General features: G+C 58.3%; 20 protein-coding genes and 2 pseudogenes. 6 read left to right on the plus strand and 16 right to left on the minus strand.

Annotated elements, in window-relative coordinates; all coding sequences use genetic code 11:
* Positions 1-12: 12 nt before the first annotated feature.
* Positions 13-395 (minus strand): annotated as a pseudogene (locus tag ACVTFQ_RS29570) (response regulator).
* Positions 396-1,295: 900 nt separating this feature from the next.
* Between ACVTFQ_RS29570 and ACVTFQ_RS29575 the strand changes: the two are divergent.
* Both ACVTFQ_RS29575 and ACVTFQ_RS29580 read left to right on the plus strand, forming a co-directional pair.
* Positions 1,296-1,811: a GGDEF domain-containing protein gene (locus ACVTFQ_RS29575; protein ID WP_470424388.1), complete on the plus strand. Its 516-nt coding sequence runs from the start codon at positions 1,296-1,298 to the stop codon at positions 1,809-1,811.
* Between the two features lies 1 nt (position 1,812).
* On the plus strand, positions 1,813-2,175 hold the full coding sequence (locus ACVTFQ_RS29580; RefSeq protein WP_470424389.1) for a GGDEF domain-containing protein: 363 nt from the start codon (positions 1,813-1,815) through the stop codon (positions 2,173-2,175).
* A gap of 508 nt (positions 2,176-2,683) precedes the next feature.
* Here the strand turns inward: ACVTFQ_RS29580 and ACVTFQ_RS29585 are convergent.
* A complete protein-coding gene (locus ACVTFQ_RS29585; RefSeq protein ID WP_112436318.1) occupies positions 2,684-3,580 on the minus strand; it encodes a LysR family transcriptional regulator in 897 nt (298 codons plus the stop codon).
* Positions 3,581-3,688: 108 nt separating this feature from the next.
* On the opposite strand from ACVTFQ_RS29585, the gene ACVTFQ_RS29590 reads away from it, so the two are divergent.
* On the plus strand, positions 3,689-4,840 hold the full coding sequence (locus ACVTFQ_RS29590) for an alpha/beta fold hydrolase (RefSeq protein ID WP_470424390.1): 1,152 nt from the start codon (positions 3,689-3,691) through the stop codon (positions 4,838-4,840).
* Between the two features lie 169 nt (positions 4,841-5,009).
* Here ACVTFQ_RS29590 and ACVTFQ_RS29595 read toward each other — a convergent pair whose 3' ends face one another.
* The 4 genes and pseudogenes from ACVTFQ_RS29595 to ACVTFQ_RS29610 form a co-directional block, all read right to left on the minus strand.
* A complete protein-coding gene (locus ACVTFQ_RS29595; protein ID WP_470424391.1) occupies positions 5,010-5,195 on the minus strand; it encodes a hypothetical protein in 186 nt (61 codons plus the stop codon).
* A gap of 113 nt (positions 5,196-5,308) precedes the next feature.
* A pseudogene (locus tag ACVTFQ_RS29600) lies at positions 5,309-5,491 on the minus strand (ribbon-helix-helix domain-containing protein); the annotation flags it as partial.
* A 291-nt stretch (positions 5,492-5,782) separates the two neighbouring features.
* Positions 5,783-6,769 (minus strand): NAD(P)H-quinone oxidoreductase, encoded by a 987-nt coding sequence (locus ACVTFQ_RS29605; RefSeq protein WP_470424392.1) that lies wholly within the window; start codon positions 6,767-6,769, stop codon positions 5,783-5,785.
* 12 nt (positions 6,770-6,781) lie between these two features.
* Positions 6,782-7,318, minus strand: a complete 537-nt coding sequence (locus tag ACVTFQ_RS29610) for a hypothetical protein (protein WP_470424393.1) — start codon at positions 7,316-7,318, stop codon at positions 6,782-6,784.
* Positions 7,319-7,434: 116 nt separating this feature from the next.
* Between ACVTFQ_RS29610 and ACVTFQ_RS29615 the strand changes: the two genes are divergently transcribed.
* Both ACVTFQ_RS29615 and ACVTFQ_RS29620 read left to right on the plus strand, forming a co-directional pair.
* The gene (locus ACVTFQ_RS29615; RefSeq protein ID WP_470424394.1) at positions 7,435-8,349 is read left to right on the plus strand and encodes a LysR family transcriptional regulator; all 915 of its coding nucleotides are present in this window, start codon (positions 7,435-7,437) and stop codon (positions 8,347-8,349) included.
* Between the two features lie 324 nt (positions 8,350-8,673).
* The gene (locus ACVTFQ_RS29620; RefSeq protein ID WP_470424395.1) at positions 8,674-9,483 is read left to right on the plus strand and encodes an EAL domain-containing protein; all 810 of its coding nucleotides are present in this window, start codon (positions 8,674-8,676) and stop codon (positions 9,481-9,483) included.
* A 190-nt stretch (positions 9,484-9,673) separates the two neighbouring features.
* Here the strand turns inward: ACVTFQ_RS29620 and ACVTFQ_RS29625 are convergent, their stop codons facing one another.
* The 3 genes from ACVTFQ_RS29625 to ACVTFQ_RS29635 all read right to left on the minus strand — a co-directional run bounded on the left by ACVTFQ_RS29625 (position 9,674) and on the right by ACVTFQ_RS29635 (position 11,566).
* Positions 9,674-10,012, minus strand: a complete 339-nt coding sequence (locus ACVTFQ_RS29625) for a Fic family protein (protein WP_470424396.1) — start codon at positions 10,010-10,012, stop codon at positions 9,674-9,676.
* A gap of 185 nt (positions 10,013-10,197) precedes the next feature.
* Entirely contained in the window at positions 10,198-10,662 is a 465-nt protein-coding gene (locus tag ACVTFQ_RS29630) for a hypothetical protein (RefSeq protein ID WP_470424397.1), read from the minus strand.
* A gap of 262 nt (positions 10,663-10,924) precedes the next feature.
* Positions 10,925-11,566: a TetR family transcriptional regulator C-terminal domain-containing protein gene (locus ACVTFQ_RS29635; RefSeq protein WP_470424398.1), complete on the minus strand. Its 642-nt coding sequence runs from the start codon at positions 11,564-11,566 to the stop codon at positions 10,925-10,927.
* Between the two features lie 239 nt (positions 11,567-11,805).
* Between ACVTFQ_RS29635 and ACVTFQ_RS29640 the strand changes: the two genes are divergently transcribed.
* A complete protein-coding gene (locus tag ACVTFQ_RS29640; protein ID WP_470424399.1) occupies positions 11,806-13,107 on the plus strand; it encodes an amidohydrolase family protein in 1,302 nt (433 codons plus the stop codon).
* A gap of 15 nt (positions 13,108-13,122) precedes the next feature.
* Here the strand turns inward: ACVTFQ_RS29640 and ACVTFQ_RS29645 are convergent, their stop codons facing one another.
* From ACVTFQ_RS29645 to ACVTFQ_RS29675, 7 genes are all read right to left on the minus strand, one after another.
* A complete protein-coding gene (locus ACVTFQ_RS29645) occupies positions 13,123-13,545 on the minus strand; it encodes a VOC family protein (protein ID WP_313760789.1) in 423 nt (140 codons plus the stop codon).
* Positions 13,546-13,578: 33 nt separating this feature from the next.
* Positions 13,579-14,919 carry a thymidine phosphorylase gene (locus tag ACVTFQ_RS29650; RefSeq protein ID WP_470424400.1) on the minus strand — a complete coding sequence of 447 codons (1,341 nt, stop codon included), beginning with the start codon at positions 14,917-14,919 and terminating at the stop codon, positions 13,579-13,581.
* 10 nt (positions 14,920-14,929) lie between these two features.
* On the minus strand, positions 14,930-16,453 hold the full coding sequence (locus ACVTFQ_RS29655; RefSeq protein ID WP_470424401.1) for an amidohydrolase family protein: 1,524 nt from the start codon (positions 16,451-16,453) through the stop codon (positions 14,930-14,932).
* 9 nt (positions 16,454-16,462) lie between these two features.
* Complete coding sequence (locus tag ACVTFQ_RS29660; RefSeq protein ID WP_470424402.1) at positions 16,463-17,278, minus strand: ABC transporter permease; 816 nt, start codon at positions 17,276-17,278, stop codon at positions 16,463-16,465.
* On the minus strand, positions 17,278-18,204 hold the full coding sequence (locus ACVTFQ_RS29665; RefSeq protein WP_470424403.1) for an ABC transporter permease: 927 nt from the start codon (positions 18,202-18,204) through the stop codon (positions 17,278-17,280). The genes ACVTFQ_RS29660 and ACVTFQ_RS29665 overlap by 1 nt, the downstream gene beginning before the upstream one ends.
* Positions 18,201-19,292: an ABC transporter ATP-binding protein gene (locus ACVTFQ_RS29670; protein ID WP_470424404.1), complete on the minus strand. Its 1,092-nt coding sequence runs from the start codon at positions 19,290-19,292 to the stop codon at positions 18,201-18,203. The genes ACVTFQ_RS29665 and ACVTFQ_RS29670 overlap by 4 nt, the downstream gene beginning before the upstream one ends.
* 226 nt (positions 19,293-19,518) lie before the next feature.
* Positions 19,519-20,694 (minus strand): ABC transporter substrate-binding protein, encoded by a 1,176-nt coding sequence (locus ACVTFQ_RS29675; protein WP_470424405.1) that lies wholly within the window; start codon positions 20,692-20,694, stop codon positions 19,519-19,521.
* Between the last annotated feature and the right edge of the window lie 292 nt (positions 20,695-20,986).

Here is a 20,986-nt window from a genome sequence, read left to right on the forward strand (position 1 = left end):
TCTCTTTCGCTATCAAAACGATGCAGCCATTCGATCGAGTTCAGCTGTTACGGCGTCAACATAGTATGGTCTTGGGCAAAACACTGCGCGGGCAGGGAGGTCGCTATCGACGGGATGCCTTTGGCCGGACACGATAATGATTTCGATGAGTGGCCAGCGGTTTCGAACAGCGCGTGTAAGCTTCATCCCGTCTATGCTGCCCGGCATGTCGATATCCGTAAATACGATGCTGATATCGGTGCGAGTCTCCAGTATGCGACTGCCTGATTTGCATCGGCCGCTTCAAGGACATTAAAGCCGACATCCTCCACGAAAGCGACCGCGAACATCCGCACCAGTGGCTCATCCTCGACGACGAGCACAAGGCCTTTGCTTCGCACGGGCTCTCTGCCCATGAGCCCACTCATGAACAAAAACGCTGAGCCAATATCGGAGCCTGGCTCGAAACACCGCGACGCCAATGAATGTTCCGGCGCGACACATGTTCGACGGGATGGATAACGGTCGAGCCTACCGTAATTATGTGCAGGGTTGGACATGGCTGAGCCGGAGTGTGCAGCCTCATAATACAAATACCGGCGATTAGCCGTTCGGTGTGCGCCTCTATCCCGTATGAAGAGGACGATGGGCAGCCGTCACCAATGCACATCTTGCTTCGGCTCTAGGCCGCTATCCCACGAGCGGCTTTGTGAATGGATTGGCATCGTTGCCATGCTCTACCACGATTGCCTTCGCGTCTTCCAAAGCAATCCGATATTTCTTGGCAACTGAAACGGCGCTTAAAGGCGCGCCAGCACCTTTTTCGTTGGTCTTTTTTGATCTCCTGGGAAATTGACCGTGCCGACCGCGAAGCGGTTAGACAACACGCTTCCTAAATGGGGCTCCTGACAGCGAGTTTCCACACCTGACCGCCAACTATCGCTTCCAGTTCTGTTGCGGCCTCGATCCCTGTCTCGCACGCCGGCCGGTTAACGCTAAAACCGAGTACGTTTCATAACGAATAAATTACCTTGATCCCCGTGGGAACAATGTCTGCGGAACCCGCCTTGAGCCAGAGCATTTCCTCGGCGAAATCGTAAGGGCCTTCCGCTTGAAACTGTTCTTTGCCACCCTCGTCTTACCGCCACGCGTTTCTCGCTCTGATCAACGCTACCGGTCGATACCGCCTGAAACCTGCCCTCGCGCTCATTGAACGTACCTTTCCCTTCGAAAATCATGCGTGGATCGCTACACTTTGTCGAACCTGAGATCTCCGGGCTCGGCGGCAACCCATCGCCACCTACGGGATAATCAGATTGACGACCAAGGCTGACGCAGACGCCAAAAAGGAAAGCCTCGTGGAGCAACTGGTCGGCTGGCTGCAAGAACGGCCGGCTGGCCAGCGTTGGGCGATCCTGCTCGCCGTCACTTTGGCTGCCCTGCTGCTTGACGTCGGCACCTACCAGCAACGGTCGTCGATGGCAGGCCTCTATCTCTTCGCAGTGACCATCGCCTGCTGGACGTTGAGCACCCGACAGGCCGTACTATTCACAATAGCTGTCGCAATCGTCACCGGGCTACGATACCCGATGTTCAATCCCGACCCTGACTTCTGGACCGGTCTCAACAACAACCTCGGGCGATTGATTTCGTTTGGCGTCAATGCGGCGGTCGTGATGGGTTTGAAAAGGTCACATGATCGAGTAGCCTACCTGGCAACACATGATCCGCTGACCGGCGTTTATAATCGCAAAGCATTCGAGGACGAGCTGAAACTGTGGCTGACCAGTAAGATCGTAGCACGACGACCACTCCCTCCTTGCCTACATTGATTTGGACGGGTTCAAGGGCGTCAACGACCAGCATGGCCATACTGCAGGCGATCAGGTGCTGACTGCATTTGCAGCGTCTGTAAACAGCTTCATGTTGGAGGGACAGATTGCGGGACGTCTAGGGGGCGACGAGTTTGCGATCGCCATACTCGTCGCGGACCACGGCGAAGCGATTAGAAAGGCGCAAGATCTTCATATTCGATTGACGGAAGCGCTGTCTTTGACCGGTTATCGGGTAGGTTGCAGCGTGGGCGGACTTTTCGTCGACATAAGCGACGACCGCTCCGCGGAGCAGTTGATTATCGCGGGTGATAAGCTCATGTACGCGGCGAAGAATGCCGGCAAAGGTAAAGTGCAGTTGTAGATGGTACCTCACGCGAGCAGGTTCTCTTCGAACCGAGGCTTCGGAACGCCCAGCGGAGACGAAGAGCAGAAACCTTGTCCCTTTTGTAAAACCGGCGCCTGAGTCAAGCTCGGCTGCTCAAGCCAGCGTAACATTCAGGACGCACGCCTTAGGTCGATTAACGGGCAGCGCGCAATAAGGCTCTCCGACAGCAAGCTTTGGCTGAGCACCCTGTCAGGTCATTCGGGCATCAAAGGCTCGCAGATAACGACACTGGCACCACTATAGAGGTGGTAGTTTCGATTCGTGCTAAAGGTGGGAAATTCACAAGTCTCGATGCGGTCAGGGCCCTGCATCCAGAGGCCACTTGAATGCAAGACGGAAGCTTACGAACGGGTTTACTCGTTATTCTGAAGCTAATGTAATCATCAATTTAGCTGGTCGAGTTAGCGGGTCGGAGGTTTAAGATCCTTTCAAACCAAACACTCGCGTACTTTACTAGCAGACAAGAAATTCGAGACGATTTTGCTCAGAGGGGTGCTTTACCAAGTCTTCTTTCAAGTATGTCTATGAAGCAGCGCACCTTCGTACCCAACATGCGAGAACTTGGGTAAACGGCATGAATGCCCAAACTTTCAGTGGCGAAATCGGGCAAAACCTGTTCCAATCGGCCACTCGTGATATGCTCCCGAAGCAGGAATGTTGGCCCATACACGATGCCGCCGCCGTCCAGGGCGGCCGCCAGCAACATCTGCATGTTGTCAGCCTTCAGGCGTGACGGTCCAGAAACTGTCACCGTCTTGCCTTTTCGATCGGTGAAACTCCAGTCACCTGCCGACGTCGCCTTACTGAAGGCGAGGCGGTCATAGCGCCGAAGGTCCGCCGGATCGTTCGGCCGCCCATGCTTGTCGAGGTAGGAGGGAGCCGCACAGGCTGCCATTCCGCTTTCGCCGAACTTGCGGGAGATCAGACTCGAATCGGGTAGGGTGCCGATACGTATCGCCATATCGAATCCTCCTTCGATGAGATCAACGTAACGATCCTCCAGGCTCATTTCGACGAAGACGTTCGGGTAGCGCGTTGTGTATTCAGCAACTGGCTGGCCCAGATAAAGAGCGCCGAACGTGGTCGGCGCTGAAACCCTTAGCGTGCCATGCGGTTGGTCCTGCTGCTGTGAGGCGCTGCGGTCCGCCTCGTCCAGAGCGTCGAGGATGAGGATACTCCGCCGATAGTAATCCAGACCGATGTCGGTCAGGTGCAGCTTTCGCGTCGTTCGCTGCAAAAGCCGGACCCCGAGCTCGGCTTCTATCGCGGCCACATGCTTCCCGGCCATCGCGGGAGTAATGCCGTGCGCTCGTGCTGCAGCGGCCAGACTGCCGTTGTCGACGGCGGCGACAAAAACCGAAAGTCCGACAAAGCGGTCCATCAATTCGATCCTGTGGTTATCGAGTGCATTAAATGAATAGTGGATTATCGCTCGCATGGGAACGTCATATTTAGACGATATCGAAATCACTACTGAAAGAAACGATCGATGGAAATCAAAGCAAATGGCATCAACCTCCATTTCGAGGATCATGGGGCAGGCGAGCAGACGCTAATTTTTCTTCACTACTGGGGAGGAACCTCCCGGACTTGGGACAACATGATCAAGGCGCTGAAGTCCAAGGTTCGCTCGGTCGCTTTCGATGCGCGCGGCTGGGGCAAGTCGGATCGTCCAGAAAGCGGTTATGATATTGTTTCCATGGCCAACGACGTCGAAGCCGCGATCGCTGCATTGGAGCTGAAGAACTACATCCTGGTAGGCTACTCGATGGGCGGAAAGGTGGCCCAGCTTCTTGCTTCCAGGCAACTTGCGGGACTGACAGGGCTCGTCCTTGTCGCGCCGTCGCCGGCTCAGGGCAAGTCGCTGCCTGAAGACATTCGCGAAGGCATGAAGCGAGCTTACGCGGTCGCCGAGTCAACGGCATGGACCATCGACAACGTCCTCGCGGAGATTTCCCTTTCGCAGGCAGTGCGGGAGCAGGTCATTGAGGATAGCGTGGGCGGTGCCAGCGCCGCGAAGCAGTACTGGCCTGCCGCCGCGATCTCGGAAGACGTCAGCGCCGATCTCGGCCGCATCGATGTGCCGGTTCTTGTGATTGGTGGCGAGAAGGACAAGGTCGACAGCGTCGAGCTGCTGGAAACCGTCGTCGTCCCGTCTCTGCCCGGCGCACAGCTGACCGTCATTCCCGGTGTCGGCCACTTGTCTCCTCTGGAAGCACCACACCATGTTGCCTCAAGGATCGATGCCTTCTTAGCTGGCGGAATGGTAAGCACCCCATATCCAGAAGATGTTGCGACAGCTTTCGACAGCGGGCTTAACAGCGGCAACGTCGATGGCGTCATGGCGCTCTTCCACCCGCAGGCCGTTATGCGCACGACCGACAGCTTGGTGGTCGAGGGTGGCCCAGGAGCCATCAGGGGTGAAATCGAGAAGTTGGTCTCCATGAAGCCGATCATCAAGAATACCGTCCGCCGTGTCCTAAAAAGCGGTGATATCGCGCTGCTTCTTCTCGACTGGGAGATCAGGGTCGCGTCTGACGACCATTCCAGCGTTCAGCACGGCACCGCCACCCAGATCGTCGAGCGCTCGGCGACGGGAAATTGGCGGCTCCGGGTCTCGAACCCGCTCGGTACCGGATAACCGCCTCAAGCGAAGGCTCCCCAATAGTTAGGGCGCATTGAGCGTATTTTGAATGAACGGCCGCTTGCAGGACGAGCGGTCTTTCCAAGACCAGTCGGCCACTTGATTCCAGCACGGGTCGGCGGTTCGTATCCCCTCAACTGGACAATTAATCTCGGTTCATGAGCTGTTAGAACAACGCGGAAAGGTCGCGCCGACCGTCCACTACTCGGACGATTTCAACTGTATGAACGGGACCGTCGTCGGAGTCGGGGCGTGTCTCGTAAAGGATGACATAGGGCGCTTCGACCAACATCCGGGCGATACGGAATACTTCCGGGTGGCGCTCGCCTAGACGCGGATACTCGATAAGCATTTCCGCCTCGCGGCCGAATCTGGCAAAGTATCGCTCCGCGCTCAGGCTGCTCGCTAATTATTGCAACGTATATTTTCTTAACGTCAGCGCGCGCCTTGGGTGTCCAGAGAAGCTTAGCGGGCATGAGGGGCTGGAGACTTTACTTCCCGGCCGACTTCATCGAGCACGGCATCAAAATCCACTTCGACGGCAGGACCACTTGTTTTGCCTTCTTCCCACATCGCACGCAGCTTAACGATATCGTCGCGCTTCTGCATCCACTTGGCCGACCAGTCACGCATGGCTTCTCGTACAACTTCGCTCCCGCTAGCCTAAGCGCCGCTGTTAACGGCATCGCGCAACGGTTCTGCATGCTGGGGCGTCATCGAAACGCTGACTTTTTCAACATTGCGCATAAGAGCCTCCGCTTCGTTTGGTGGCAATTATTACCACCAAACCGATTGCGCGGCAGCCTACCTATTTGTCGCGCTCAAGCGAACATTTGGCTCGCTTGAGCCTTACTTGGGAATATGACGGAGGGAGTTTGGAACAGCATGGTCAAAGGTTCACATCCTTTCAGGGCGCGGGTAGCACACCGTAGGCCTGTGTCATTCATGAAAGCCCACCAGAACGACCTTCCCGAACAATCCGCCGGCCTCCATTCGGCGATGGGCGTCCGATGCAGCGGTGAGCGGATACGTCGCTCCAATGACTGGCTTCAGCTCGTGGCCAACCCTCGGCAGCACCTGTTCCCTGAACCGGCCGATCATCGCTCTTTTTTCTGACCGTGACCTGGATTTCATCACCGTCCCCAGCAATTGCAAGTGGTTGTGAAGAACGATGTCGAGGGGAATGATGGCGTTGTTATCGCGGCCCAGCAGGCCGACCTGGACAAGCCGGCCACCAGGCGCAAGACTACGAATGTTGCGGGCGAGGTAGGACCCGCCGACAAAGTCGATGATCAGATTGACGCCGCGAGAGGCGGGCGTATCAACGATCTCTGCCTCGAAGTCGGCCTGCTTATAATCGAAGACCGCATCTGCACCGAGTGACAGCACGTTTTCGATGTTGCTTGCAGAAGCCGTGGCCAGCACGGCCGCTCCGGCGGCCCTTGCGAGCTGGACGGCAGCCGATCCGACACCGCCTGCAGCAGCGTGAACGAGGACTGTCTCACCTTTTGCGACTTTCCCGAGATTTGAAAGCGCCTCCCAGGCCGTCACGAAGCTCTCCATGACCGCCGCTGCATCGGTGAAGGACATGCCGGCTGGAATGGCAGCGGCCAATCCGCTGTCGAGACGCGCATATTGGGCGTAGGCGCCGCCGCCGACGATGCCCATGACACGGTCTCCGACTGCAAAGCCGGTCACCGCGTCACCCATGGCAATGACTTCTCCAGCGACCTCAAGCCCGAGAATAGTGCTGTCGCCGTAGCTTTGCGAGCCATAGACACCTTCCCGTTGCAGGAGGTCGGCTCGGTTGACGCCAGCCGCCATCACCTTGACCAGAAGATCGTCGGGGCGTACTTCGGGCATGGACGCTTCGCCAAGCCGCAGGACATCCGCGGTTCCGAAGTCATCGAATATGATCGCTTTCATCGCAACGGCTCCTTATTTCGAAAGCGCTCGCCGGGCGATGCTTGCAGCAAACATTGGTGTCTCGCGGCTGTTGTGGTCGCCGCCTGCGGCCTGACGGGCTGCCACGGCCTCTTCGTAGCTGACACCATGCTCTTCGATGAAGCCCATGAACGCATCCGTCGGGTGCGCGGTGACCTTGTTTGTATAGCGGGTCCTTCTGTCGTCGATCTTCTCGGCGATCAGTTCCCAGATGACGTTGACCTTCGTGCGCCCATTGGCTGTGAACACATCCGAGATCGAGTTCATGCGGCAATAGGCCGGCTCGGCGACTTCGGCCACATAGTGCTGTACGACCAGGCCCGAACCGATCTGCTCGACATTGATCGACATCCGACGGCCGTCGTCGGTCCAGGTGACGCCGGCAGCGATATGATCGGGCGGGCAGCAGCGAAGATATTCGGCTTCGGGCAGGTTGAACAGCCAGTCAGCAATATCGATCTGTTCGAGCGGAACGTCGATCTCGGCTGAATAGGCGGACTGGGAGAGAATTGTATCGAGGACCTTGACCATAGTAGTGTTCCTTCTGTTTGTTGGGCGTTCGCCCGTTCACGACGAGGAAAGTGCGCCGAATGCCTGCAGATGATAACGAACTGAATGGTCGAAACGGTTTTGCGTCCTAGGCAAAGATGAGGGACCCACGCTTCGCCGAACATCTCGCGGTTTACGTCGATGTCGTCCGAACTGGAAGCTTTTCGGCTGCGTCTCGGCGCCGGGCCGTCACGCCCTCGGCTGTCGTTCGACAGATCGATGCATTGGAGCAGGATCTGGGTGTTGCTCTCCTTGTTCGCTCGACACGGGCGCTGTCTTTGACGGATCCGGGCCGTCACCTTTTTGAGCGCGCCCAGCGCCTGCTTGACGATCTGGCGGATACCCATTCCGAGGTCGCCGCTTTCGATGGCGCGGTCATCGGCACGCTGCGGGTCGCCTGTTTCCCAACTTTCGGAAAGCGCTACGTCATTCCCGTTCTGGCATCTCTCGCGCGCGAATATCCAAGCCTGAATGTCGAATTGGATCTCACCGAAAGGCTGGCCGACCCGGTCGCAGAGCGGCTCGATCTGGTGGTGAGGATGGGTGATCTACAGGACAGCTCGCTGATAGCCACCAAGTTGGCGCCTCTTGATCGCATCGTCGTGGCGAGCCCCGCATATCTTGAGCACTACGGCGTGCCGGAAAGTGCAGATGCGCTTCGCCAACATCGTGTCCTCGATAAGCTCCATGGCAACGATCTTCTCGGTTGGTCTAATATTCTTGGCGCGCCGACAGGAGAAGCGTGCGAGCGCGTCGTATTCCGGTCCGACGATTTTGAAGCGCTGAACGCGGCTGCGATCGCCGGGATGGGGGTGGCGTTCCTACCGAGCTGGGTCTCGGGGCCTTCCGTCCAGGCGGGTGATCTTGTCCGCCTATCACTGTCGGGCGAAGCATGGAATGAACGGCCTTCCGGGATATACCTTCTTCGGGCGCTCCAAGTGCCGTCTGCTAAAATCAGAGCATTCACCGAGGCGCTCAAAAATCATATCGGAACACCGCCACGCTGGAGCTAAGCTTCCCATGAAAGGAAGCTTGTCAGCTTAAAAGTATGAGCTGGCGGCTGATTGTTACCGGTTATGGTGTTCGATTCCAATCAAGGCGAAGACGCTGGCAAGGCATCTTGCTCGATCCTACGTGTCAGTCCCAGCGACGCCTTGCTCCCTCAAGGCTGTCGTTCGTGGACCCTTCTGTCTCAGCAGAAGATCGTGCCCCGTAGCTTGGTGTAGGTCTTTCCGGATTTTCACTGCTTGACATCAGCTGCGACATTCTCGCGTCGCGCTTCAACGGAAGTTTAATAGCCGATCCTGTAAGGCTAGCCATTCAACGGAGGGCTGATCATGCCGACGCAATGTGATGGCTGCCGCGATGGCGCCGCTTTCGACCTTCCTTTTTCGATGGCGTTTCAGCCGATCGTCAATATCAGCACGGGCGCTGTCTTTGCTCACGAGGCATTGGTGCGTGGTCCGAACGGCGGGGGGGCTGGTTCAGTTCTCAGCCAAGTCAAGGAAGGAAATCGCTATGCGTTCGACCAGCAATGTCGGGTGAAGGCGATCGAGTTGGCATCTGAACTTTACGATCCGGCCGATGACGTCAAGCTATCGATCAACTTCATGCCAAACGCGGTCTATGAGCCGCGGGCCTGCATTCGACTGACCCTTGCCACTGCGATGAAGGCTGGCTTTCCTCTTGATCGCATCATCTTCGAATTTACCGAGACCGAGCAGCTCGATACCAAACACATCCTCCATATCCTTCGCACCTACAGAGATATGGGATTCAAGACGGCAATCGACGATTTCGGTGCCGGTCATTCGGGGCTCGGACTCCTAACTCATTTCCAGCCTGACATCGTAAAACTGGACATGGACCTTATCCGAGGAATCGATACCGACCCCGTCAGGCGCAAAATTGTAAAACACACGCTCGATATGCTGGGGGATCTGGCGATTGTTCCTGTGTGTGAAGGGGTGGAAACTGCTGACGAGATGGCTACGCTGAAAGATCTCGGCGTTTCCCTCATACAAGGTTACTTCTTGGCGAAGCCGAGTTTTGAATCCCTGGCAACGCTCGCAAAGCCAGGGCCCTGGAACCAGAGGCCACTTAAATGCACAACGGAAGCTTCCGAACGGCTTCCCTCGTTATTCTGAAGCCAATTTAGGCAGTATTAGCTGGTCGAGTTGCCAGGTCGCAGGTTAGGATCCCCTCAAGGCGTATCAATGATTTTAGAGTGCCTTACTCATCGACCAAGAAGTGCGTTCCGCGATGAAGTGCGCGAACGGTTTTACGTTCATGTGGACGCTCGCCTGTTCAAGTCCGGCCAAATAAGTAGACCGATCCTCAACCCTGACCACTGCCCATGAACCCACCCGAGGCGAACATGGCGTTCATCAGGAGGCGCGCCATCCGTCCGTTGCCGTCAGGATATGGATGAACATAGCGTATCAACCAGTGGCCAAGGACTGCCCTAACCGCTGGCTCGCTTTCCTTCTCCAGTGGATCTAACAGGGTCTCCATTCCATCCTGAACTGCTTTTGAACGCGGTGGTACATGCCATGATCCGCGCAGAAATAAAGGGCGGTTTCGATAGCCCGCGAGGGCGCTGGGTTTCAGAATACCTGCGGCGATCGAGGGGCTGAACAGCTCGCGGTACCAATCCCTATGTTGCTTCCGGATCACGGCTCCCGCCGGTGCACCGCGGAGACAGATTCCTTCACGCTTTGAAACGCCTGCCAGTAGCCGCGTGCTGCCAAGGCGCCGCGGTTTCTTCTATCCTTCTGATCCACGTCCCAGCGCGTACGCGATCAATGAGTTCCGGAGTAATGCTGTACCCTTCGATCGAAAGCGAGTGATATGCGTCGTTTTTATATATGTCCTCGACCGATTTCATAAATTCGGTCGTGTCCGAGGGAAGGGGGGGCAGCAGGGAAAACATCGAGGACTGCCTGACGCTGGCTTTCCCATATAGCATTGAGACGCGCCACAATGGGAGATCCACCGACAGCTAAGGTGGAGACTTGCTGGTTTTGATCGAACGGGTCTGTCTCTCTAACGTCGTACATCGCACCTTTCATCGTTTTCAAGATATCGTCGGCGAACTCGCCTTTTCCCATGCGGCGAAATGCCCCGGCCAGACGGCCGGCCACGGCCGAATGCCCTCCGTCGAGCGATCGACCCAGGATACCCGACAAATCGCGCAGGGATTTCAGAACGATCTCAGCTTCGATAGGTGATCTTTGAAAAAACGCTTCAGCAACTTTTACCAGAGCGGCGTCCGCAGTATAGAATGTCAATCCATTTTTCTCAACGAGATCGACGCGCGGTGGCATTTGCCTGGTCTTGAGATCGTAGATGGATGTGCCAAAAAGCAGTGATACAACGAGGCCGACGGTTCAGATCAGTTCAAGAGTTTGAGACAACCATATCTAGATGGTCATTCAACACCTCCACTCCAGGTGAGCCGCAGGATCTGACGGCCTCGAGGCTGGGCTGACCGCTAGGAGTGCCTTGCATAAGAAGCGCATAGCCGAAGCAGCGAGCGATGATATGCCTCCATTACGCGGCTTGTAAGCGGACATCGGATGTAACTGGTCACCACGAGCCGGAGGATGGTATGATGCCGCCAGTAATTGAATTTACAATCGTTTCTGCAGCCATAGCGTGATCGTGCTCAGTAATATTCTGACGGTGGAGTGCGTCGCAGGCGAGTGGTTCGAAATCGCTGTAGAACTGTGTCGCTCCCCAAAGCATGATAAAGAAATGCCGGGCGTCGATTTTTCTCATCCGCCCTTCCTGCATCCACTGCTCAAGAACCGCAACGTATCTATCAGTGGCCGCACGCATATGGGCGCGATCTTTTGTGCTGAGGAAGCGGGCGCCCTGTATTATCTCGCTTGCGAAAAGCCGCGATTCCCGTGGATTTTGACGCGCATACAGAAGCTTGGCTTTGACATAATCACGCAGCGCTTGAGCGGGGTCTTGGTCAACACGCAGTTTTGAGAGGGCATCATCCCATCCGGCAATCAAGTTTGCGATTATGGCCGAGTAGATCTCCGCTTTCGAGGAAAAATAGTAATAAATGTTAGCCTTCGGAAGTTCCGCCAGTTCGGCAATCTCCGCGATGCGAGTGCCGTCGAAACCCTTGCGCGAGAATACATCCGTCGCGACATCGAGGATCAGCCTGATATTGCGGGCGCGGATCTTCTCATCTAATTTTTCCGCAGTCCGGGCCATGATCCATCCTTTCCCTCACGGCATACGCCGCCTGTTGTAACTGCGGCGCGAAATAGGCCAACAACCTCGCGGCGTGCGCGGCAAGTTGCATTTCCTGCCGCAGCGATCATCAAAAAATTGACGACTTGGTCAGGTTACATCTAGTCTGGCGCTATAACAATGACCGGATCCGTCAACGGAAGCTGGCGGTCCATGCTCAGTCTGGGGAGCGACACCACCAACATGTCCGGAGCCAACCGATGACCTTCGATCTACTCGTCAAGAATGCCAATCTCCCCGATGACCAGACCGGCATCGATATCGCCGTTTCCGGCGGCAAGATCGTTGCGGTCGAGGCCGGGATCTCCGCCGAGGCCGGTCGCGTGATCGATGCCGGCGGCAAGCTGGTGACGGCGCCCTTCATTGACATCCATTTCCACATGGACGCGACGCTGTCGCTCGGCACGCCGCGTCTCAACCGCTCCGGCACGCTGCTCGAAGGCATCCAGCTCTGGGGTGAACTGAAGCCGCTGCTGACCAAGGAGGCCGTGATCGGGCGTGCGCTGCGTTATTGCGATCTCGCCGTCTCCCAGGGCCTGCTGGCCGTCCGCTCACATGTGGACGTCTGCGACGAACGGTTGATCGGCGTCGAGGCGCTACTCGAAGTCAAGGACATGGTGAAGGACTATCTCGACCTGCAGCTGGTCGCCTTCCCGCAGGATGGTTTCTATCGCTCGCCGACGGCCGCCAAGAACCTGCTCCGGTCGCTCGACATGGGTGTCGATGTCGTCGGCGGCATTCCGCATTTCGAGCGGACGATGGAAGACGGCCGGCTTTCGGTGAAGGCGCTGTGCGAGATCGCCGCCGAACGCGGGCTGATGGTGGATCTGCATTGCGACGAGACCGATGACCCGATGTCGCGGCATATCGAAAGCCTGGCCTATGAAACCCAGCGGCTCGGCCTTAAGGGCCGGGTGGCGGGTTCGCACCTCACGTCCATGCATTCGATGGACAATTATTACGCCTCGAAGCTTCTGCCACTGATCGCCGAGGCGGAAATCCATTGCGTGCCGAACCCGCTCGCCAATATCGTGCTTCAGGGCCGGCATGACACCTATCCGAAGCGGCGCGGTATGATGCGGGTGCCGGAGCTGATGGCGCTCGGCGTCAATGTCGCCTTCGGCCAGGATAGCTGCATGGATCCCTGGTATTCGTTCGGCAGCGCCGACATGCTGGAAGTTGCGCATATGGCGGTCCATACAGGGCACATGACCAGCCGCGATGCGGTCAAATCCTGCTTCAAGGCGATCACCGAAAACCCGGCAAAGACCTTTGGCCTCAATGGTTATGGTACCGGCGTCGGCTGCAATGCCGATCTCGTGCTGCTCGAGGCGCGCGATACGATCGAGGCGGTGCGGATGAAGGCGAACCGTCTTGCCGTTATCCGCCGCGGCAAGGTGATTGCCGAAACCGCGCCGCGCACCGCGACGCTGTCACTCGAAGGTCGTCCGGTAACAATCGAGCCCTGGCTTTACGCGCCGGTCGAAGCCGGCGCCCACTGAGATAAAGGGGGCGGTTCAGAAATTGCCCATCGAGCCGCCTTCCTTCCAGGCGTAGATTTCCCAAAGCTCGTCGTCCGGGCCGATGAAATAGGCACCGCGCGCATTCCAGACATAATCGGCGGGCCCGCCGTAAAACGGTACGCCCTTGTCCTTGAGCTCGGTATACGAGGCATCGACCGCTTCCGGCGACGGCACGCGCACGGCGATACAGGCCTTGTGCGGCCCTTCCGCCTTGGCATTGGAGACACCGGTATTGTCGCTCAGATGATCGATCTCCCAGCAGGCAAGCGTCAGCCCGGCGCCGTTGAACTCGACGAAACCCTCGGCCTGCCGGTTGATCTCGAAACCGAGTTTTCCGACATAAAAGTCGATCGAGCGCTGGGTGTCCTTGACGAGAAGGCAGATGTCGGTGATCGCGTGTTCCTGGGCGAAAGCCATGGTTCTCTCAGTTCTTGTTGAATTGGGCTCTTGTTAGTCTTGGGTGGAAAGGCGGCCGGTCACGACCGGCCGGCGGTCCGGCTTTGCCGAGCCGATGCTGATGGCAGCGGTGATCGCGCTCGCCACGCTATCGAAATCGGCCTGGCTGCGGCAACGCAGGATGCAGAGAGGGTTGCCTTCGACAATCTCATCGCCGATATGGACCATGCCGGCCAGGCCGACATCTTGGTCGAGCAAGTCGCTTGCAACTTTCCGGCCAGCACCGAGTCTGACCATGGCGATACCGACCGCGTAGGCATCGACCTTCTGGACGAAGCCGGTGGTCGGCGAGGGGAGAGGCGCGATGACCGGAGCGGGCGGGAAATGGACATCGGGATTTGCGACGAGATCCACCGGTCCGCCGAGCGCCGTAACCATGCGCTGGAAACGGTCGAGGGCCGATCCATCGGCAAGGCGGGCTTCGACGAGATCGAGTGCGCCGTCCTTCGAGGTGGCCAGCCCGGCCATGACGAGGATTTCGGCGGAGATATCCATCACAAGCGCCCGGATGCGACTTTCCTGTCTCACCCTGGAGAGGAAGTCGATCACCTCGCGCAGCTGCAGCCGGCTGCCTATCGCATCCCCCATGATCTCGTCCATCTCGACGATCGGGGCAACCATCGGCAGGCCGGCGATGCGGGCGACGGCAATAAGGCTTTTTGCCAGTTCCTGCGCCTCCGCATAGGTCGGCATGAAGGCGCCGGAGCCGTAATTGACGCTCATGACAAGGCCGGAAACGCCGGCCGCGAGCTTCTTCGACAGGATCGAGGCGGTGATGAGGGGGATCGATTCCACTGTCGCGGTGACATCGCGGATGTAATAGATCGCCGCATCCGCCGGCGCGAGTCTTGGGGTCGGGCCGATGATCGCGGAGCCCGCCGAAATCACCGCCTTGCGGAACATTTCGGTGGAAGGCGCGATCGCCACGCCGGGCATCGCCTCCATGAGATCAACCTCGCCACCGGTATGGCCAAGCCCGCGAGCGGAAATCATCGGCATCGCCACGCCGCAGGCGGCCACAAGCGGCGCCACGATCAGGCTGAGTTTCTCGTCGCCCGTGCCGCCGGTCGAATGTTTTTCGATGATCGTTTCCGGAGCAAAGCCGCTTCCCGACCAGTCCACCACATCGCCGGAATCACGCATGGCAAGCGTCAGGGCGGCCGTTTCCCGCGGCGTCATGCCGTTGAGGAAACAGGCCATGGTAAAGGCGCCGATCTGCGCCTCGGAAATCTCGCCCGCCCCGATCCCCTCGACGAAACGGCGGATATCGGCATCGGAGAGAATTTCGCGATTGCGCTTGGCGCGGATCACCTGTGCCGGAAGAAAAGTGCTCATGCCGGCATCCTCAATGATTGGCGCCGCGCCAGAGCGGCAGGTCGCCCTGATAGCGGTTCATGCCGATGTCCTGGATCGTCGCGCGGCGATACATTTCGCGCACATAGGGCTCGAACCGGGCATTCAGCCTTTCAAGTTCCGTATGTTCGGACATGTAGGCGGGCAGGAGCTCGCGCAGTTCGGCGAAGATTTCGGCCTGGTTGACGGTTAGAAGCCTGCCGTCCTCGACGGTAATCTCGCCGTTCACGACGACCATGCGGATGTTTGAGCCGTTCTCGCAATAAACCAGATGATGGTCGAGCCGGTTCATCGGCGTGTAATCGTAACCGGACGTGTCGAGCATGATCAGGTCGGCGCGCTTGCCGACCTCCAGCGAGCCGACGACCTGGTTGAGCATGGCCGTGCGTGCGCCCTCGATCGTCGCCGCGCGCAATACTTGGGCCGCCGTCATCCAGCCGTCCGTATCCGGTGCTGCGATATCGTGCAGCAATGCGGCGAAACGCATCACGTCGAAAATCCGGGCGGTGTCGTTGCTGGAAAGACCGTCGGTGCCGAGGCCGACATGCACGCCGGCATTGAGCAGGCGGCGGACCGGTGCGATGCCGGAACCGAGCTTCAGGTTGGAGACGGCATTGTGGGCGACCGAGCAGCCGGCGGCGCCCATCAGCGCCATGTCGTCATCGCTGACCCAGATCGAATGGGCGATCGTGGTGTTTTTCGTCAGCAGGCCGAGATCGTGCATATAGCGGATCAGGCTCTTGCCGTAGAATTCGGGGCCGGTCACCGCCTGCGTCTTCGTCTCCAGCACATGGGTATGATAGGGCACGCCCCGGTCATGTGCCAGCGCCACGCAGGCCTGCATCATCTCCACCGAGCAGCGTTGCGGCGCGGACGCTGAGACCATAAAGCCGAGCCGTCCGGCGCGGCCATGCTCTGAAGCAAATACATCCCTGCAATAGGCCATGTAGTCGGCGGTGGTGATCGATGGGCCCTCGACCTCGGCCTGCAGATCGGTCGGCATAATTTCCCGAAGATAGGGCATGGTGTCGAAGACATGTTTGTCGATCACGCAATGAGAGACGTTGGCGCGGATGCCGGCATCGTCATAGGCGTCGTAGACGCGTTTCAGGCGGCCGAGATCAAAACCGGGCGGATCGAAGAAATCATCGACCAGCGTCGTGACGCCGGCTTTCAAGGATTCCATCGCCGTCAGCAGGCTGCGCAGGTAAAGCAGCCGTTCAGAGATCGGCCCTTTCATCAGGATCGGATAGGAATAGAGCATCCAGACTTCGAGCGGCGTGCCCTGATACCGCCCCTTGAAGAAGGTTTCCGAGGAATGCAGGTGGGCGTTGACGAGGCCGGGCATGACGAGCTTGCCGGACGCATCAATCACCCGTGTCTCGGGAGGCAAGGGAATATCCGTCCCGATCGCCGCAATGCTATCGCCTTCGACGAGAAGATCTCCCGTAAACGGCGTAGCGCCGCAGGTTGCGTCCATGGATAAAAGGGTGGCATTCTGGAAGAGAAGGCTCATTTGATGACTCTATGATTGCTTTTCCGACCTGCCGACGAGAAGCGGCAGCAGGACCAGTTCGAGACCGATTAGGACGAGGCAGGAAATGCCGAAAACGATGGTGCCGATCGCATTGAGCGACGGGTCGATGGCGGCAACGAGAACGGAGTAGATCGCCACCGGCAGCGTCGGCTGAAAACCCGAGACAAACCAGGCGATGATGAACTCGTCGAAGGAGAAGGTGAAGGCGAGCAGCCATGCGCCAAAAATGCCCGGAAGCGCAAAGGGAAGCACGACCCTGGTCACCGCCTGCCATTCGGTGGCGCCGAGATCCCAGGCGGCTTCTTCGAGCGACACCGGCATCTGCGCCAAGCGCAGCTGGATGATGGCGAGCGCCGGCGCGGTGATCAGCACGACATGGGTGAGGAAAACGGCAAACAGCGTTCCGGAGAGATGGATCCGCGCCAGAAGCCCCAGGAAACCGACGCCGAGAATGAGCGGCGGAATGAGGATGGGCAGCGTCACCAGTGCCAGAAAGGTCGTCTTGCCGCGGAAGGTGAAGCGGTTGAAGGCATAGGCCGCGAAGAAGGCGATCACCGTGGCGACGGTCGCGGCCGCCGGCGAGACGATCATCGTATTGCCGAGCGCATCCAGGAGCGTGCCGTCGGAAAACAGCTTTTCATACCATTGCAGCGTAAAACCCTGCAGCGGAAAGCCGGGAAACCGGTTCTTCTGGAAAGAGAAGAGCACCAGAACCACGAGCGGCAGGAACATGAAGGCATAGGCAATGCCGAGCCAGAGGCGGCCGAGAAAGACCCAGGGATTGGCTTTGGTGCGAACTGACATCAGCTTGTCCTCCGGCGTGCACGGTCCGCCGCCACGAAGCCGGCGGCGAGCGCCAGGACCATGACCACGATCAGGATCGTCGCCAGTGCCGAGGTGCGCGGCAGGTTGGTGGAGCTCGAATAGTCGGACATGATCATCGAGGCATAGGTCGGCAGCTTGCCGATGATGGATGTGCCTGCGCCGCCGCCGAGCAGATTTCCGGAAAGCGCGTCCCCGAGCGAGACGATGACGGCAAAGCTTGCGGCCGTCATCAGCCCGAAGCGCGAGAGCGGCAAGATGACGCGTGTAAAAGCTTGCCAGCGGGTGCAGCCCAGTTCCCGAGCCGCTTCGATCAGCACCTTGTCGATCGCAAGAATGCTGACATAGAGGATGACGACCAGGATCGGTGCCAGATAATGAATGAGGCCGATACGCGTCGCGATCTGGGTATAGATTACGTCGATTCGGTAGTCGGAAAGACCGAACTGTTTCAGCACCGAGTTGATGACGCCGTTGCGCGACAGGATCGTCTGCCAGGAATAAAGCCGCAAAACATAGCTCGACCAGAAGGGCGCGATGGCAAACAGCAGCGCCAGACGCTGCCAGCGGCCCGGCACGGCAAAGGCGATCGACAGTGCCACCATGTAGGAGAGGATGGTTGCGAAAAAGGCGGTGGTGATCGCTACCCAGAGCGACTGAATGAGCGCCAGTCCGTAACGCGATTTCGAAAAGAAGCTCGCAAAGATATCCGCGTAATTGCCGAGCGAGAAATCCGGAATGGTCTGAAAATTTTCGACGCGCCAGAAGCCGATCCAAAGTAGGAAGATCAGCGGCAGCAGGAACAGAACCGTCAGCCAGGTGGCAAGCGGCGCCAGAAACCAGATTTTTAGCTGGCTGTCATTCGGCGTTCTCATGCGTTTCGCCGTGGGGCTCTCGACTACGGTCATGCGGCCCCCCGGATCAGCGAGGCATTGGCCGGCGAGAACCAGGCGGTGGCCTTCTGGTTGATCTCGACCGGCAGGACCTGCTGCACCGTCATCTTAACTTCGGTCCCGTCGACGAGGTCGAGAAGGTAGATATTGTGCGAGCCGGCATATTCACGGCCGCGCAGCGTGGCATCCAGGCGGTTTTCACCGGCAACCACCGTCGGGGCCGGCGTCAGCTTGTCGGCCTGCACCACGACGAAAACGGAGGCGCCGATAGGTGGCGGGTCATCGGTCGTGACCACGACCTGGCCATGGGCACAATGGACGATGACATGGCCTTGGCCGACTTCCTGGATGCGGCCGGCAAAAAGATTGTTGGTGCCGACGAAACGGGCGACGAATTCCGTTTTCGGCCGGGCATACATCTCTTCCGGGGCGTCGATCTGCTCGATCCTGCCCTTGTTCATCACCACCACCCGGTCGGCCATCGAAAAGGCTTCGACCTGATTGTGGGTGACATAGATGAAGGCCATGCCGAGCTGCTGCTGGATGCGGCGCAGCTCGCCCTGCATGCGAATGCGCAAATGTGCGTCGAGTGCCGAGAGCGGTTCGTCGAGAAGCAGGATTTCCGGTTCCGTCACCAGCGCGCGGGCCAGCGCGACGCGCTGTTTTTGGCCGCCGGAAAGCTGGCTGATCTTGCGGCTCATCAGGTCGGAAAGGCCGACGAGCTCGGCCATAGCCTTCACCTTACCGGCGACGATCGGCTTGTCATGCGGTTTCAGCGTCAGGCCGAAGGCGATATTGCCGGCAACGTCGAGATGCGGAAAAAGCGCGTAATGCTGCCAGACCAGCCGCGTGGCGCGCAGGTTGACGGGCACATCCGAGACATCCTTGCCGCGGATATAGAGGCGGCCGGACGAGGCTGTCTCAAGACCTGCCAGAATGCGCAGAAGCGTGGTCTTGCCGCATCCCGAAGGCCCCATGATCGCCACGAACTCGCCGCGGCCGACCTTGAGATTGATGCTGTCGACGGCCGTGGCGGTGTCGAACTGCTTGGTAATCGACAGGAGCTCGAGATCGGGCGTGGTGGTGGTCATCGCGGCTGCCATGCAGGTCTCCGATTGGATATTGGCCATAGCGCTCGAAGGAAGAGGCTATCGCATAGGGACAAGAGGACCCTCCCCACCCTCCCCACAAGGGGGAGGGCTTAACCCAACCGATCCGACGAGACTGAATTGAAGCAGAGCGGAGCGGCAAGTTTTCTTCACCTTGTGGGGGAGATGGCCGGCAGGCCAGAGGGGGCTTTAGGGCGACTGAGGGGCTATTCCGCCCAAATTAAGCCGTCTTGAACTCGTTGAAGATGTCGATCCAAGCCTGTTCCGGCTGGTTGGCCGGCAAGCCGCGCGGCATGGAGCGGTCAATCAGCGTCTCGACGAGCATCTTGCCCGGATTTTCCGGGTCCGGAACGTAGGAGAGAAGCTTCTTCTGGTCGTCATCCCAATAGTCGACGATCTTCATGTTCGGGCCGCGGGCCTTGAAGGCCTTGGTATAGACGAGCTTCGACTGGACTTTTGGCGAGGTCATGTACTTGACCCATTCCATCGCCAGATCCTTGTTCTTCGAGGCCGAGCAGACGCAGGCGACTTCCTGCCAGCGAATGCCGCCCTGCTTGGGAATGGTCGAGGAGAAGTTGTCGTAACCGGCGAGCTTCAGGTCAATATCGAGGTCACCAGTTGGCGAGGCAAAGATGTCGCCGGCCAGCATGGCCTGGGCGATTGGCTGGTTGGACGAGCCGAACATGCCGATCTGTGGGCGGAGCTTGGTCAGGAATTCCTTGACCTTCTTCAGCTGGTCGTCGGTGATCGCATAAGGCGTCTGGTTGCCCGCATTGACGGCGAGGCTGGCATTGCCGAGGTTCGGCAGGTACCAGTCGAACATGCCGATCTTGCCGGCATATTTCTTGTCCAGCAGCGAATTCCAGTCCTGCGCCTGCTCGGCCGACATCTCGTCGGTATTGTATGAAATGCCGTAGAAGGAGAAGCGCGTCGGAATGCCGTAGACCGTGCCGGCGGTTTCGCCCTTGGTTGGTGCGAAATCGCGGAATTTCGGATGGTAATTGGCAAGTTCAGCAAAACCTTCGGTCTTGTAGGCCTCGATCGCCTTGTTGGCCTTCAGCTTCTGAACGTATTCGGCGTCGGAAACGATTGCGTCAAAGGTGCCGGGCGGCGTCTGGGCGAAAAATTGCAGCATCTGCTCGCCGCCGATATAGTTCTTGAACTCGACCTTGGTCTTGTGAAGATCCTCGAACTCGGCGATCACGTCCTTTTCTTCATAACCCGGCCAGCACAGAACGCGCAGCGGCTCGGCGGCCTGCGCCTGGCGCGAGAAGATTGTGAAGTTTCCGATGGTGGCGGCCGCGGCCCCCGCTGCAGCGCCTCCTAGAAGCGTGCGGCGGCTGATCTCGGCAGATGGCGACGGCGTGTTTTCAGTCGGCTGAGGTTTGTCGGTCATGTCGTTCCCCTGATGGCAATGTTAGCATCAGTTGGAAATCAGCAAGATTCATGCCAAGAGCGAAGTGGCTGATATGATTGGAGATATCAATGTCTCAGCATGCATTTACCCCAACTGGCGGATCAAAAACTGACCATATGGTCAAGAAATAGCCCGTGCTTCGCCAAGGATTTTTTGATTTGAATTGCCGATTTTCGCTGAGAGCTTACCCGGATGCTGTCGTGACAAGCAGGAACCGGGACGTGGTTCTCCTCTCGGAGTTCGGCTTGACGACCTGTTCCATTGAATAATG

It is taken from the genome of Rhizobium sp. O111 (assembly GCF_055616315.1).